The following is a 15,103-nucleotide window of genomic DNA, read 5'->3' as shown; positions in this document are numbered from 1 at the left end:
GAGAGAGTTTCTCCTTGTAATTCTTTTTTAAGATACAAATGTAATTTTAGCAAATATACCCTTAATATACAAATTGAAAAAATTTTTTCTTTGATATCTAACAATTAGTTTTTATCTTAATCTGAAAAATGGCAATTTAAAGGGTAAGAGTTAAAAATAATGTGGTTTTTAATCCTTTATTATTATATAATTGAATTATGGATTTGAAGGAATTTCTTAAAGGGGTCCCTATATTTTCAGATTTTTCTGAAGAAGAATTAAATAAGCTATTAGAGATAGCTAAGAAAAAAGATTTTAAAAAAGACACTGTCATCTTCCAAAAGGACGAAACGGGTAATTTCTTCTTTTTGATATGTTCTGGAAAGATAAAAGTTATTTTAGAGACGGAGGAAGGTAAAGAAGGAATTCTTTCCATTCTTTATCCCACTGAGTTTTTTGGAGAGATGTCTCTTCTTGATGGTGAGCCAAGGTCTGCTACTGTAGTGGCTTTAGAAGATACATCGGTAATGATAATAAATCACGAAGATTTCTTAAATCTACTTTATAATCATCCTCAAATAGCCCTTAAGATATTAAGAACTCTCTCTTTAAGATTAAGAAAGGCTAATAGGCAGATTGAAACTCTAATGTTTCTTGATGCTCCAGGCAGAATAGCCAGAGTGATAATTGATATAGCAATGGAGAGAGGTCATCCTATAAAGGATGGAATACTTATTGATTTAGATTTTACAAGACAAGAACTTGGAAATATTGTGGGTATTTCTCGAGAAACAGCAATTAGGGTGCTTAAATCTTTTGAAGATGAGGGTATAATTGATATAAAGAAAAATCATATTCTTATAAAAGATATCTCTAAGCTTAGAGAAAAAATATATTAATCAGGAATGGTAGAGTATCAACTCATAGTGGAAAATAAGGATGAAATTGATAGAATAGATAAGTATTTAGTTAAAAAAGTTCATCTTTCCCGTTCTCAGATTCAAATTCTTATAGATGAAGGTTATGTAAAGGTTAATGGATTTATAGTTAAAAGCAGTTATAAGGTTAAGCCTGGAGATATTATTAATGTGATAATTCCTCCTCCTGAAAATACTGAAATTATACCTAAGGATATACCCATTCAGATAATTTACGAGGATAATGATCTTTTGGTTATAAATAAGCCACGAGGAATGGTTGTGCATCCTGCCCATGGTCATTATCAAGATACCCTTGTAAATGCTCTTTTGTATAAAGTAAAAGATCTTTCAGGAATAGGAGGAGAACTAAGACCTGGAATAGTGCATAGATTAGATAAAGATACAACAGGACTTTTAGTGGTAGCTAAGAATGATTTTTCTCATCAGAAATTATCTGAGCAATTAAAGAATAGAACTCTAAAAAGGGTATATTGGGCTTTATGTGAGGGGGAGATTCCTTGGGATGAAAAAAGGGTAGAACTTCCAATGGCAAGGCATCCAGTTTACAGAAAGAAAATGGCTATAGTTTATAATGGTAAGATATCTATTACTAATTTTAAAGTTTTAGAAAGGTTTAAGGGATATACTTTGGTATCTGCAAGTTTAGAGACAGGAAGAACTCATCAAGTTAGATTACACTTATCCCATTTGGGCTTTCCAATTGTAGGTGATGAGATTTATGGTAGGATTGATAAGAGATTTGGTGTGAAAGGTCAGCTTCTTCATGCAAAGGAGATTTCTTTCATACACCCGCGAACGTATGAAAGAATGAGTTTTTCTGTCCCTTTACCATCTGACTTTGAAAGAGTCCTTAAACTCTTGAGACAAAAATATTAAGGCTTCTTCAGGTTTGGCAAAAATGGTTTTTTCATTTTTATATATTACAAAACCTGGCTTAGCTCCTTTAGGTTTTTGCAAATATCTTCTGAAGGTATAATCAACAGGTACATAGGTGGAATTTCTTCCTTTACTAAAGTAGGCAGCTAAAGCTCCTGCTTCATATAAAGTGCTATCTGGAACTTCCTTATCTTGAGCCTTGATTATCACATGAGCACCTGGAATTCCTCTGGCATGTAACCATATATCTTCAGGCTTTGCTAAATTAAAAGTTATATGATCATTTTGTTTATTGTTCTTACCGACATAAATTTCAAAACCATCGGAGCTTATAAATTTGTAAGGTTCCGATTTTTTGATTTTCTTTTGGCTTTTCTCTTTCTTTTCTTTTATATATCCTTCCTTTTCAAGTTCCTCTTCTATTTCCATTAGTTCTGAGAGGGAATTTGCATTTTCAATAGAAAATTCAATAGAATTTAGATAAAACAATTCTTCCTCTAATTTACTTTTATAATCTTTCAAAATAGAGATTCCTCTTTTAAGTTTTTTATATTTTTTAAAATATTTTTGGGCGTTTTCAATAGCAGATAGACTTGGATCTAATTCTATTTCTATATATTCATTAGGATTATAGGGATTAAGAAAGGTTACTTTTTCAAGCCCCTTTCTTATTGAGCTTTGGTTAAGAATAAGAATTTCTCCTTTTATTTTAAAGATTTCCGAATCTTCGCCTTCTTTTATTTGAGAATCTAACTCTTTTATTTTTTCCTCAACCTTTTCTATATTGGTTTTTATAATTTCCAACAATCTATTTTTTTTCTGAGTGAATAATGCTTTTTCAAAGGCATAAGAATATATATAGTCTACCAATTTATAGACCTTTTCAAACTCTTTTTTCTCTAAATCTTCATACTCTTTGAGGGGAAAAAGGGAGAAAGTAATAGGTTCACCATTTATTAGATAGGCGATAGGTTTGAATTCTCTTCTTATTATTTTTTCTTTGATATTTAAAAGTCTTTCTTTTAATATATTCTTCTCTGTTAGAGTAAGTATATTTGCCATCTTATTTCCTATATCTTCTATAATTTCATTTACTATATGAGGATTCATATGGGATATTTCTTTTAGTATGAGATCTCTTATTGGGATGTCCTTATTTAGAAGACTCTCAAGTTTGTCTTCCGTTAATTCTGAGATAGGTATCTTTATGCTTTTAGGGGGATAAATATAGTTTGCTCCAGGTATGACTTCTCGAAATCTGTTTATCTCACTTGGAACATGTTTTATGGCATCTATTATTATATTATTCTCATTTACCAGTATGAGATTACTATATTTTCCCATAAGTTCTAATATTACCTTTTTACTTTCTTCAGGAAAGGTTTTAATCTTAAATTCTATAATTCTTTCTTGGGGTATTAGGTAATAATCTAAGATTCTTCCCCCCTCCAAATGTTTTCTTAAAAGCATAGAAAAGGAGGGGGGTTTTGATGGGTATGGGAAATTTTTTCTGGTTAACTGTATTCTATATAATTGGGGATGAACAGAGAGAACTAAATTATATCTTCCATTATGAGGAGAATAAATTTCCCAAAATATGTCAGTGCTTCCTATCTGATATATTTTTTCAATGATAGAATCAATTATTATATCTTTTGTCTCCTCATAAAAAACTTCTAATGTTAGTAGATCAAAGCTTACTTTTAAATTCATTTTTTATTTAGGTGCATTAGCAAGAATCTTTTCTATTTCGTCTAAAACATCAGGAGATAAAGTAATGTCACCTGCTTTTAATGTTTCTTTAAGTTGTTCAGGTCTTGTGGCACCTACTATAGCGGAAGTTATTTCAGGTCTTCTTAATATCCAAGCTAAAGCAAGCTGGGACATAGTTATTCCTATTTCTTGGGCTAATTTTGTTAATTTTCTAACTTTTTCTATATTTTCTTCATTTAGTTCATTCTTAAGCCAATCGCTCCATTCTGCTCTGCTTCCTGCAGGGATTCCATTATTATATTTTCCAGTTAATATTCCTTGGGCAAGAGGAGAAAATACTGTAATACCTATTCCATGTTTTGCACATGTGGGTATGATTTCTGGCTCTATATGTCTATCCAGCATATTGTAGCGAGGTTGTTCTACTTGAGGTAAGTAAGCATTGTATTTAATGGCAGTACCTACTGCACTTTCAATTTGGGCAGCTGTCCATACACTGGTTCCCCAATATAATATTTTACCTTGATGAACAAGATCATCCATAGCTCTTACAACTTCATCGATGGGAGTTTCAGGGTCAAATCGGTGACAGAAATATAGGTCTAAATAGTCTACTCCAAGTCTTTTTAGAGATCCATCTATAGATTCCATAATGTGCTTTCTTGATAGTCCCCGATCATTAATATTATCACTCATAGGCCAGTATACTTTACTGGAGATAACAAGATCTTGTCTTCTAAAGTCCTTTAATATTTTACCGACTACCCTTTCTGCTTCTCCTTTTGCGTATACATCTGCAAGATCTATAAAATTTACACCATTATCTATTGCTGTAAATATACATTCCCTTGTACGGTCATAATCTACCTTCTCTCCAAAGGTAAGCCATGCTCCAAGTCCAATTACGCTTAACTTTATTCCTGCTCTACCTAATTTTCTATATTGCATTTTGGAAACCTCCTTTTATAAATTTTTTATTTCTAAAATTTCTCCATTTTCGGTTTCTTTTGAAAGTATACTCCAGTTTGGTGAAAACTCAATATGTAGTCTCATTAAGTTGGGACATTTTGTTCCTAATACATCTTTGTATAGATCATATTTTATAATCTGATCCGTTTCCCCAAATTCAGGATTTGCTTCTTCCTTAGGTCTTATTCTTACATCTATGATTTCTCCACATCTTTTACATTTTACTGATACAATGAAACTTTGAGATAGAGTGGTTGTGGAAGAGAAAAGTTTTTTAAGCCAATTAAACATTTCTCAAAGACCTCCATTTTTATTCAGATTTTTCATATTTCTATTTTAACATTAACAAAGATATTATTGACAAATTAAACAGATTGTTGTTAAATTATAGTAGAATTATTTTCAATGAGGAACTAATAGAAAGGAAATTAGTATTTATGGTATTTATAAGAACAGGAAGAGGTAGTAGAGCGAATCAGCAAAGGGAAGTTAATAAAACTATAGTTTTAAATGCTTTTTTGAGATGTAGAAATATCTCTCGTACAGAACTTGCCAGAAGGTTTAGTCTTAGTAAAAGTACAATTACAAGGCTTATAAACAGTCTTATTTCTGAAGGAATGATTGTAGAGATTCAACCTTATGTAACCAAGAGGATTGGTAGAAGGGCTATAATGTTAGGGTTAAATCCTGATTATCGGAATGTTATAGCTATAAAAGTAGGTGTTACTCATTCTACCATTGCAAGGGTTGATTTCTCTATGAAAATAAGGTCTGTAAAAAGTTTTGTAACGCCCAAAAATCCTAATGAGTTTATAGATAAAGTAGTTCAATATACAAAGGAGCTGTTCCCTGATGGTCTTGGTAAGACTCACGCTATGGGTATAGGAATTCCTGGAATAGTGGATAATACTTTTAAGAATGTAGTAGTAGCTCCCAATATTAATTGGAGGAATTTACCCCTTGGAGATATGATAACAGAAAGATTCAGAAGGGAATTTTCTGTTGATATTCCTGTGAAAATGGATAATGAGGCAAATATGGCAGTGGTTGCAGAAGGAATGTTGGGGGAAAGAATAGAATTATCTGATGCAAATATTGTGTACATATTTATAGGAGAAGGTGTGGGAACAGGACTAATATTAGAGGGGAAACTCTATCGTGGGAAGGCAAATACAGCAGGTGAATTTGGGCATATGACAGTAAGTAGGGATGGAATAAAGTGTAAATGCGGAAATTTGGGATGTTGGGAAAGATATGCATCTTTGGGAAGTGATAATGCGAAAAAGGCTGGATTTGATCTTGAAAAAGAATTTGCAGAGATTCAAGATGAGAAAGTTTTAGATTCTTATATTGAGGATATAAGTATTGGAATAATAAATATAATAAATGGTCTTAATCCTGATGTAATTATCCTTGGTGGTCCACTTATAAAGAACGATACAAAGGAGATTTGGGAAAATATAAGACAGAAACTGGTTGATATAGTAAGGCGGAAAAGTATAACTGAAGATGCTGGCAAAGTTAAGATAGAGCTTACTTCTTTCCTGGAATATCCTGCAGAGCTTATTGGAGCAGGTATTTGGGCTTTCTGGGATATATTTGAAGGGCCAGTACTTTCAACTATGTAAGATAATGTATATTTAAACCCCACAAAAAAGGAGGTGTCTATCCTAATATCCTTTATCCTTAGATTCTAAAATTCTATTTGGGGGGAGGTTTTATTATGTATCGTAAAATTTTAAGTCTTTTGTTAATCTTTTTAGTACTATTGACTTTTACATCCATTGCTCAATCAAAAGGTAAATTAGAAATTTTTAGTTGGTGGACTGCAGGAGGAGAGGCTGAGGGACTTCAGGCTTTGATTGAAATTTTCCAGAAAAAATATCCTGGTGTAGAAGTTATTAATGCTACAGTGGCAGGAGGAGCTGGTGCAAATGCAAAGGCAGTTCTTAAGACAAGAATGTTGGGTGGAGATCCACCAGACACATTCCAAGTTCATGCAGGTCATGAGTTAATAGATACATGGGTAAAAACAGGGTTTATGGAGCCTATAACTTTCCTCTATAAGCAAGAAGGTTGGGAGAAAGTAATGCCAAAAGGTATACTTGACATTGTGTCTTATAATGGACAGTACTGGTCTGTACCAGTAAATATTCATAGAGCTAATGTATTATGGTATAACAAAAAGATTTTTGCAGAGAACAATTTAACTCCACCTAAGACTTTTGACGAGTTCTTTAAGGTAGCTGAAGTATTGAAAGCTAAAGGAATTACACCTTTTGCTCTTGGAACAAAAGATGGATGGGAAGCTGCTCATGTATTTGAGACTGTATTGATTGGAAAACTTGGTGCTGAGGGATATAAGGGATTATGGAATGGAAAAACAAAGTGGTCCGATCCTAAGGTGACTGATGCTTTAGAAACCTTTAAGAAAATGTTAAGTTATGTAAATTCTGATCACTCAGCAAGGACATGGGATGAAGCTTGTGCATTAATTGTAGATGGTTCTGCAGCTATGACTATCATGGGAGACTGGGCTGTCGGTTATTTCTATGCTAAGGGATTTGAAGATTTTGGATGGGTTCTTGCTCCTGGTAATGCTGGAGTTTTTGATGCTTTATCTGATAGTTTTGGACTTCCAAAAGGAGCTAAAAATAGAAATAATGTTATAGCCTTCTTGAAAGTTCTTGGATCAAAGGAAGGACAAGAAGCTTTTAATCTTAAGAAAGGATCAATTCCAGCAAGGACAGATGTTGATAAGTCTAAATTCCCAGCTTATCAGAGATCTTGTATGGATGATTGGTTAAAGCATAAGATAGTTCCAAGCGTAATGCATGGTGCAGCCGCTTCTGAAGGATGGGTAACAGAATTTAAGGATGTGATTTCCCTCTTTGTGGTAAGACCAGATGTAAAGACTACCCAGAGAGCCCTTGTTAATGTGGCTATTAAAAATGGAGTAAAACAATAAGAGAATTTTTAAGGGGGGAGGGTTTTACTCTCCCCCTGATAACTTTTAAGGGTGGTGAAGATATTGCAAAAGGATAAATTGTATTCTTTTCTTTTTATTCTTCCATCAATCATATTGATAGCTATTTTTGTGTATTTTTTTATTTTTTGGACTGGATTTATTTCTCTTACTGATTGGAATGATATATTTCCAAGTTTTAGTATCGTTGGATTAAAAAATTACATAGAACTTTTTCAGAATCTTCGCTTTCAAATATCTATGAAAAATACATTAGTTTTTACAGCTCTATTTCTTATATCATCTTTAATTTTAGGTTTTCTTCTTGCCATCCTTTTAGATCAAAAGATAAAAGGAGAAAACATATTTAGAAATATTTATCTGTTCCCTATGGCTATATCTTTTGTAGTAACAGGTGTTATATGGAGATGGATATTAAATCCTGGTACTATAAATAATCCTATTGGGCTAAACCAAATCTTGGATAAAATTGGGCTTTCTTTCTTGAAAAGTGGCTGGTACACAGATCCAAAAATAGGAATAAAAGCTGTAGTTATAGCTGCAGTATGGCAAATGTCAGGATATGTAATGGCTATGTATTTAGCTGGAATAAGGGGAATTCCAAATGAATTATTTGAGGCAGCTCAGGTAGATGGAGCTAATATGTGGCAAGTTTATCGATATATTGTTTTACCTCTCTTAAGGCCAATAACCTTGGGTGCCATAATAGTTTTAGGCCATATATCTTTAAAAATTTTTGATCTGGTTGTTGCAATGACAGGTTCTGGAGCAGGTTTTTCTTGTGATGTTCCTGCCTTATTCATGTATGATACTACCTTTAGAGGGAATCATTTTGCACAAGGAGCAAGTATAGCAATAATTCTTCTTTTAATGGTGGGGGTTTTAATTATTCCTTATCTAAAATATAGCCTCAAATCGGAGGTTAAGAGATAATGAGATTAGGAAGATTATTAATATATTTTTTCCTGATACTTTTTGCAATCTTTTACTTGACACCCGTATATGTGCTTGTGGTTACAAGTCTAAAAAGTTTTGCAGAAGTTGATCTTAAGACCATGTGGAGACTTCCCAAAACTATTAGTTTTGAAAGTTTTATACAGGCATGGAAAGGAGATCCAAAGAGAGGACTTAGGGGGCTTTCTCAGAATTTTATGAATAGTGTGTATTTGGTTATTCCTGCTACTATTCTTTCTGCCTTCTTGGGTTCTATGAATGGTTATGTACTTACAAAATGGAGATTTAAAGGAGCAGATATACTTTTTCCTATGCTTTTATTTGGTATGTTCATACCTTATCAAAGTATTCTTATACCTTTAGTGCAGGTATTACAGAAGATAAAACTTTATAGTACTATTTCAGGTCTTATATTTGTGCATATAGTATATGGTATTCCAATAACTACCCTTATTTTTAGAAATTATTACTCTACTATTCCTTCAGAACTGATAGAAGCTGCTAAAATAGACGGGGCAGATTTTGTTGGTATTTATAGGAGAATTGTTCTTCCAGTGTCTATGCCTGCATTTGCTGTGGTTATGATATGGCAATTTACTTCTATATGGAATGATTTCTTATTTGGACTTGTAGTTGCCCCTAATCCTTCTGTTCAGCCTATTACAGTAGCTTTGAATAATCTTGCAGGAAGTTATTTTGTACAATGGAATATTCAGATGGCAGGTGCTTTAATAACAGCTTTGCCTCCTCTTTTAGTATATATATTTCTTGGTAGATATTTTATGCGAGGCTTGCTATCAGGTTCTTTGTCAGGTATTTAATAAGAAAGGGGAGCCTTTTAATATAAAAGCTCCCCCCTTTTTATTTATCTATTTTTAAAATATGCTTCTGTAATATATCTCTTCATCATCCTATGCGTATTGAAGTATGAGGCTAAATTAGAGATAGAGTTTTTCATGATTTTAATCCAATCATCGCAATGATGATAATAGGTTGGTAAAATTATATATTCAAGCTTATTATATAAATCATCAATTTCTTCTTGAACATGATTTTCTAAGCTTTTTTCCTCCAATGGTGAGGGACCAATGGACCAACCAGTATATCCTTCTACATGGCCTTCTATCCACCAACCATCTAGTACACTAAAGTTAATTACACCATTATGAGCGGCCTTCATGCCACTGGTACCAGAAGCTTCTAATGGTCTTTGGGGGGTGTTTAACCATACATCTACACCTGCTACAATCTTTTTAGCCATATCCATATTATAATCTTGTAAATATACAATTTTGATATCTTTTTCTAATTCTTTGATGTATTCATATATTTCTTTAATTAGTTTTTTACCTTCTATGTCTTTGGGATGAGCTTTACCAGCATAAACAATCTGAATAGGTCCTTTTCTTTTTACCTTTTTAAGTCTATTAATGTCAGAAAATAAAAGGTGGGGTCTTTTATATGCTGTAGCTCTTCTTGCAAAACCTATTGTTAACACATTTTCTTCAAATTTTACTCCTGTTTGGGCATATATATAATCTATAAGATCCCTTTTAGCTCGTTTATGGGCAAGCCAAATTTCCTCGCTTGGAATAAATTGGGCTCTTGTAAGAAGTTCGGGTTCAGTTGCCCATCCTGGAATATATTTGTCAAAAAGTTCTCGAAATGGGGTAGAAGTCCAAGTAAAGGAATGAACTCCATTAGTTATGGCATATATTCTATGGCCAGGGAACATGGAAAGAGATATTTCTTGATGCCTTTTTGCAACACCATTTATATATCCGGAAAGATTTAAAGCAAGAAGAGTCATATTAAGAACATTTTCTCCTGCGAATTTTTTAATTAAATCTATAGAGATATAATTTCCCAAAATTCTTGAAACAAGGTCGTATGTAAATTTATCATGTCCAGCCTCTACAGGAGTATGGGTTGTAAAAATACATTTCTCCTTGACATTCTCTACTACTTCTTCTAAGGATTTACCATTATTTAATTCATCTTTTAAAAGTTCTAAGGTGAGAAGAGCAGAATGTCCTTCATTTAAATGATATTTTCTAATTCTAAGTCCTAACTCTTTTAATACTTTTGCTCCTCCTATTCCCAATACTATTTCTTGCTTTAGACGGTAAGATAGATCGCCACCATATAGGATATCAGTAATAGTTTTATCTTCTTCAGAATTTTCTGGTAGATTGGTATCTAAGAATATGACAGGTACAACATGTCCGTGAATAGACTTCCAATAGTATACCCAAGGTTGAATATATACTTTTCTACCTTCAATTTCAACAAAGGTTTTAATTGGAAGAGGAGACATATATTTTTCTGGATCCCAGGTAGCTGGTTGTTCTATTTGAGTACCATCTTCTTTTATTACTTGTTTAAAATATCCTTTTCTACTTATCTGAGTAATTCCAATAAATGGAATGTTTAAATCAGCAGCTGTTCTTACTGTATCACCTGCTAGAACACCTAAGCCTCCACTATATGTTGGTATATCAGAAGTTAAAGCTATTTCCATAGAGAAGTAGGCAATAACCTCTTCTTTTTTTAAACGGTCAAATATGGCTGTATTCAATCTCTCATACCTCCCTTTTTTTGTTTTAAATTCTTCTTAATAATATAACAAAAATCATGCGACTTCAAATAGGTAAAATTAAACGAATATTAGAAGATAACAGGTTTTTATTAATTCTTAACACATGTTAGTTATATATAAAATATTTTACTTTTAGTAAAATATGATAAAATTTATAGATCTTAATATTGAAAAATATAAAATTTTATTTTATAATTATTAAAAATCTATATTAATAAATGGAGGTATAAGGAATATGGATGATGAATTAAAAAGAATTTTAAAACTTTTAGAAGAAGGAAAAATAAAGGCTGATGAAGCTGAGAAACTTATTGAGGCTCTTGAGGAAAGGAAAGAATCAAAAAGGAAGGATAAATTTGGGTTTGTTAATATAGGAGAGATTGTAACCGACGCTTTAACTTCTGCTTTTTCCATCATACCGGGTGTTATAGTAAATACTATGAAGGGAATAAAGCATGTAGATGAGGAATATGAATGGTCAGAGGATAAGCCAATATTTTTAGAGATTACAGCAGGTGATTTAGGTATAGATGTTTGGCAAGAAGAAAAGATAAGGATAAAGGGAGAAGGTGTATTCATTTTAGAAGATAATTTGATTAAATTTTCTGCAGGAGATTTTAATTTGAATTTACCGAAATTAAACACGGTTAAGATGAAAGTTTCCGCAGGGGATGTAAAGGGAAAATTAGTTGCGAAGGAAAGTGAGATTCTCATAAAAATGGGTGATGGTGATTTATATATAGAGAGTGAGAAATTTAGGGCTGAGGTAAATATGGGAGATTTGGATATTGTCTTTGCTAAAGCTCCCTCTCAAGGAGAATTAATTTGTAATACTGGAGATATGTCCATAGTACTTCCTGATGATTTTGATGGAAAATTAGTAGTAAAAGTTACGATGGGTGAAGCATCTGTCGAAAGAAGGCCAGATATGATTGTGAAAGGTGATACATATATATATGGGAATGGTGAGAAATCAGAGATTATTATAAGATGTTCAATGGGTAATATAAATATTAAATGAATTTATTATCCTAATACTCCCCTAAGGAGATTTTGATTTTTACAAGTTAATAAGTTATACTAAACAAAATTTTTATACCTTAGGGGAGGATTTTTAGTTATGGATGTCATTAAATTAGATGGTGAATGGGAGTTTAGAAATACAAAAGAGAGAAAATGGCTTAAAGCTAAAGTACCAGGTTGTGTTCACTTAGATTTAATGGATAATAATTTAATACCAGATCCTTTTGTGGGGGAAAATGAACTAAAGGTTCAATGGGTAGAGGAAGAAGATTGGATATATAGGAAAAAATTTAATATAGATAAGGATTTCTTAAAGCATTCTGCTATAGAATTGGAATTTGAAGGAATTGATACTTTTTCTGAAGTTTATCTCAATGGGAAGAAAATAGGAGAAACAGATAATATGTTTATTCCTTGGTGTTTTGATGTAAAAAATATATTAGTAGAGGGGGAAAATCTTCTTGAAGTGAAGCTTTTGTCACCTACAAAAACGCTTAAAGAAAGAGCAGATAATTATCCATATAAACTTCATGGAGGAGATTTTTCTCCCCGAGTTTTTGGTAGAAAGGCTCAATATTCCTTTGGATGGGACTGGGGACCAAGACTTGCTACTTCAGGTTTGTGGAAGTCAGTGAAAGTAAAGGGTTGGGATAAAGCGAGAATTTTAGATGTATGGGTTCCTTTAAGGAATTTAGGTAATCCTGCCCATATAAATCTGGAGCTTGATATAGAGATTCAACAAGCTATGAGTGTAGATGTGGCGTTTAGGATCTCACATAAAAAGCCTGTTTTGGAACAAAGATTAAGATTTACCCTCCCAGAAGGAAGAGTATTTTTAAAGATACCATTAACTATAAAAGATCCTAAACTTTGGTATCCGCAAGGATATGGTGAACAGAACTTGTATAAAATACAACTGATTCTTTTGGATGAGAAAGGTGAGGTTTTAGATAAAATAGAGGAAACTTTTGGAATAAGAAAAGTAGAGCTATATACAAAAGAAGACGAGAAAGGTGAATCTTTTATTTTCAAAGTAAATGATGTACCCATCTTTGCTAAGGGGGCAAATTGGATACCAGCGGATAGTTTTCTTCCAAGATTAAGAGAAGAAGATTATAGATTTCTTCTAACAAAAGCTAAAGAAATGGGAACTAATATGCTTAGAGTTTGGGGTGGTGGAATATATGAAAATGATATATTTTACGACTTGTGTGATGAACTTGGCATAATGGTTTGGCAAGATTTTATGTTTGCATGTGCGGAATATCCAGATGATGAGAAATTTTTAGAAGAAGTACAGAGGGAAGCAGAATTTGTTGTTAAGAGATTAAGAAATCATCCTTCTATTGTTTTATGGTGTGGTAATAATGAGAATAATTGGGGCTATGTAGCAAAATGGTGGGGTGAAAGAGATAAGTTCTGGGGAGAGGAGATATATAGTAAAGTTTTGCCAGATGTATGTGCCAGACTTGATTTAACAAGGCCATATTGGCCAAGTAGCCCTTACGGTGGAAGGTATCCAAATAGTGAGGAGGCGGGAGATAGACATAACTGGGATATATGGCATGGATGGAAAGACTTTAAAGAGTATCTTAAAGATAATTCTAGATTTGTAAGTGAGTTTGGAATGCAGGCTCCTCCTGTTTCAGAGACTATCAGAAAGTTTATTACTTCTGAGAAAGAATATCATCCTCAAAGTAGGGAAATTGAATTTCATAACAAGGCTTATGAGGGTACAGAAAGAATATTAAGGTATATTTCTGGTTATTTTAAAATTACATCTGATATGGATGATTACATATATCTTTCTCAAATCATCCAAGGGTTAGCGTTAAAAACAGGAATAGAACACTGGAGAAATAATAAGTTCCATACTGCAGGAGCACTGATATGGCAACTTAACGATTGTTGGCCGGTAGTGAGTTGGAGCATAATTGATTATTATAAAAACTTGAAACCTTCTTACTATTTTGTAAAAAGGTCTTTTAAGAATCTGAAAGTAAATATAGAACCAAGAGACGGTAAACTTTTAATCTTTGTAGTTAATGATACCCTGCAATATTTTGAGGGTAAAATAGAATATGCATTTAGTACTTTTAAAGGAAAAAGGAGAGGTAAGAAGGAAACTGCTCTTGATCTTTCTCCTAATACATCTCTAAATGCTATAACAGTTCCTTTGGAAGAAGTAGATAAATATGGAGAATTTTTCTATGTACAACTTTTTGATGAAAAGGGTAATTTAGTTGATCAGAACGAATATTTCTTTGTTCCATTTAAACATTTAGAACTCCCTAAGGCAGAAGTTATTTATACTGTAGAGGAGCTTGACAAAGAAATATATAGAGTACTTTTGGAAAGTGATTTCATTGCTTTATTTGTAGCATTGGAACTTCCAAATGCGGAATGGGAAGATAATTATTTTACTATTTATCCAAAAGATAAATATGAGGTAATTTTTAGAGCTCCCTATACTCTTAAAGAGATAGAAGAAAATTTAAAAATTAAAGGATTGAATTTAAAAAAGGTAAGAAAGGCTTAATTTACAAATAGGACAGAAATTATAGCTTTTTCTATCGGTGTCTGATATAGAATTAGAAAAATGCATGACACACTCTGGGTTTGGACAATGGGAGAGACCCAGAGTGTGTCCAAGTTCATGGACCGATTCTTTTAAGGTGCGGATATATAAAATTTCATGATTTTTCGGTAATCTGTAGAAACTATTATCTAATCGTGCTATACTTACTAAGGCTTCTTTTCCATTAAGTTTTGCTTGCCCAAATATAAAATTAAGTCCATGGGTATATAAATCCACATTCGTTATTCCAAGGACCTTAAAACTATCGGGTATTTTTAATTTGGTAAGTATGTCAAGAAAAGGTAAAGAAAGGTATTGATTTCTTTCAGGATTGTAAGTATTGCTAGGTATAGGTAAGTTAAAGTATGTTTTTACAGGAAAAGGAATAATCTTAGGAAGATTTGCTGAAAGAAAGTCTAAAATATCTTTATCTATATTATCAAAAGGAACCAAATATATAAATTTTTCCATTTTTTTATAAAGAG

Annotated in this window: 13 protein-coding genes; 8 read left to right on the top strand and 5 right to left on the bottom strand. The window is 32.5% G+C overall.

Annotated elements, in window-relative coordinates; translation table 11 throughout:
* The first annotated feature begins 197 nt into the window (after positions 1–197).
* The gene (locus tag ACY3JM_RS09655; RefSeq protein ID WP_463111368.1) at positions 198–878 is read left to right on the top strand and encodes a Crp/Fnr family transcriptional regulator; all 681 of its coding nucleotides are present in this window, start codon (positions 198–200) and stop codon (positions 876–878) included.
* A gap of 6 nt (positions 879–884) precedes the next feature.
* Positions 885–1,796, top strand: a complete 912-nt coding sequence (locus ACY3JM_RS09650; protein WP_463111367.1) for an RluA family pseudouridine synthase — start codon at positions 885–887, stop codon at positions 1,794–1,796.
* Here the strand turns inward: ACY3JM_RS09650 and ACY3JM_RS09645 are convergent.
* Genes ACY3JM_RS09645 through ACY3JM_RS09635 form a run of 3 tightly spaced genes read right to left on the bottom strand, consistent with a single transcriptional unit; the run spans position 1,746 to position 4,769 of the window.
* Positions 1,746–3,509 carry an Rqc2 family fibronectin-binding protein gene (locus ACY3JM_RS09645; protein ID WP_463111366.1) on the bottom strand — a complete coding sequence of 588 codons (1,764 nt, stop codon included), beginning with the start codon at positions 3,507–3,509 and terminating at the stop codon, positions 1,746–1,748. The genes ACY3JM_RS09650 and ACY3JM_RS09645 overlap by 51 nt on opposite strands.
* Positions 3,510–3,512: 3 nt before the next feature.
* Positions 3,513–4,457, bottom strand: a complete 945-nt coding sequence (locus ACY3JM_RS09640; protein ID WP_463082738.1) for an aldo/keto reductase family protein — start codon at positions 4,455–4,457, stop codon at positions 3,513–3,515.
* Positions 4,458–4,472: 15 nt separating this feature from the next.
* Positions 4,473–4,769: a hypothetical protein gene (locus ACY3JM_RS09635; protein WP_463082737.1), complete on the bottom strand. Its 297-nt coding sequence runs from the start codon at positions 4,767–4,769 to the stop codon at positions 4,473–4,475.
* A 146-nt stretch (positions 4,770–4,915) separates the two neighbouring features.
* On the opposite strand from ACY3JM_RS09635, the gene ACY3JM_RS09630 reads away from it, so the two are divergent.
* From ACY3JM_RS09630 to ACY3JM_RS09615, 4 genes are all read left to right on the top strand, one after another.
* Complete coding sequence (locus ACY3JM_RS09630; protein WP_463111365.1) at positions 4,916–6,106, top strand: ROK family transcriptional regulator; 1,191 nt, start codon at positions 4,916–4,918, stop codon at positions 6,104–6,106.
* Between the two features lie 95 nt (positions 6,107–6,201).
* Positions 6,202–7,446 (top strand): ABC transporter substrate-binding protein, encoded by a 1,245-nt coding sequence (locus ACY3JM_RS09625; protein WP_463111364.1) that lies wholly within the window; start codon positions 6,202–6,204, stop codon positions 7,444–7,446.
* Between the two features lie 63 nt (positions 7,447–7,509).
* Entirely contained in the window at positions 7,510–8,397 is an 888-nt protein-coding gene (locus ACY3JM_RS09620) for a carbohydrate ABC transporter permease (RefSeq protein WP_463082734.1), read from the top strand.
* Complete coding sequence (locus ACY3JM_RS09615; protein ID WP_463111363.1) at positions 8,397–9,239, top strand: carbohydrate ABC transporter permease; 843 nt, start codon at positions 8,397–8,399, stop codon at positions 9,237–9,239. Before ACY3JM_RS09620 ends, ACY3JM_RS09615 begins: the two co-directional genes overlap by 1 nt.
* A gap of 44 nt (positions 9,240–9,283) precedes the next feature.
* Here the strand turns inward: ACY3JM_RS09615 and glgP are convergent, their stop codons facing one another.
* On the bottom strand, positions 9,284–10,996 hold the full coding sequence (glgP, locus tag ACY3JM_RS09610; protein WP_463082732.1) for an alpha-glucan family phosphorylase: 1,713 nt from the start codon (positions 10,994–10,996) through the stop codon (positions 9,284–9,286).
* A 256-nt stretch (positions 10,997–11,252) separates the two neighbouring features.
* Between glgP and ACY3JM_RS09605 the strand changes: the two genes are divergently transcribed.
* Complete coding sequence (locus ACY3JM_RS09605) at positions 11,253–12,038, top strand: SHOCT-like domain-containing protein (protein ID WP_463111362.1); 786 nt, start codon at positions 11,253–11,255, stop codon at positions 12,036–12,038.
* Between the two features lie 99 nt (positions 12,039–12,137).
* Positions 12,138–14,579 (top strand): beta-mannosidase, encoded by a 2,442-nt coding sequence (locus tag ACY3JM_RS09600; RefSeq protein ID WP_463082730.1) that lies wholly within the window; start codon positions 12,138–12,140, stop codon positions 14,577–14,579.
* Here the strand turns inward: ACY3JM_RS09600 and ACY3JM_RS09595 are convergent.
* Positions 14,556–15,089 carry an archaemetzincin family Zn-dependent metalloprotease gene (locus ACY3JM_RS09595; RefSeq protein WP_463082729.1) on the bottom strand — a complete coding sequence of 178 codons (534 nt, stop codon included), beginning with the start codon at positions 15,087–15,089 and terminating at the stop codon, positions 14,556–14,558. The two genes, ACY3JM_RS09600 and ACY3JM_RS09595, sit on opposite strands and share 24 nt — an antisense overlap.
* Positions 15,090–15,103: the final 14 nt, after the last annotated feature.

This window comes from Dictyoglomus sp. SSW, from assembly GCF_055181335.1.
This window is presented reverse-complemented; position numbering and strand designations above follow the sequence as displayed.

What these genes read in the sequence shown, in the direction of transcription:
- ACY3JM_RS09655 (WP_463111368.1), top strand. Translation starts at nt 198, where the DNA reads ATGGATTTGAAGGAATTTCTTAAAGGGGTCCCTATATTTTCAGATTTT.
- ACY3JM_RS09650 (WP_463111367.1), top strand. Translation starts at nt 885, where the DNA reads ATGGTAGAGTATCAACTCATAGTGGAAAATAAGGATGAAATTGATAGA.
- ACY3JM_RS09645 (WP_463111366.1), bottom strand. Translation starts at nt 3,509, where the DNA reads ATGAATTTAAAAGTAAGCTTTGATCTACTAACATTAGAAGTTTTTTAT.
- ACY3JM_RS09640 (WP_463082738.1), bottom strand. Translation starts at nt 4,457, where the DNA reads ATGCAATATAGAAAATTAGGTAGAGCAGGAATAAAGTTAAGCGTAATT.
- ACY3JM_RS09635 (WP_463082737.1), bottom strand. Translation starts at nt 4,769, where the DNA reads ATGTTTAATTGGCTTAAAAAACTTTTCTCTTCCACAACCACTCTATCT.
- ACY3JM_RS09630 (WP_463111365.1), top strand. Translation starts at nt 4,916, where the DNA reads ATGGTATTTATAAGAACAGGAAGAGGTAGTAGAGCGAATCAGCAAAGG.
- ACY3JM_RS09625 (WP_463111364.1), top strand. Translation starts at nt 6,202, where the DNA reads ATGTATCGTAAAATTTTAAGTCTTTTGTTAATCTTTTTAGTACTATTG.
- ACY3JM_RS09615 (WP_463111363.1), top strand. Translation starts at nt 8,397, where the DNA reads ATGAGATTAGGAAGATTATTAATATATTTTTTCCTGATACTTTTTGCA.
- ACY3JM_RS09605 (WP_463111362.1), top strand. Translation starts at nt 11,253, where the DNA reads ATGGATGATGAATTAAAAAGAATTTTAAAACTTTTAGAAGAAGGAAAA.
- ACY3JM_RS09600 (WP_463082730.1), top strand. Translation starts at nt 12,138, where the DNA reads ATGGATGTCATTAAATTAGATGGTGAATGGGAGTTTAGAAATACAAAA.
- ACY3JM_RS09595 (WP_463082729.1), bottom strand. Translation starts at nt 15,089, where the DNA reads ATGGAAAAATTTATATATTTGGTTCCTTTTGATAATATAGATAAAGAT.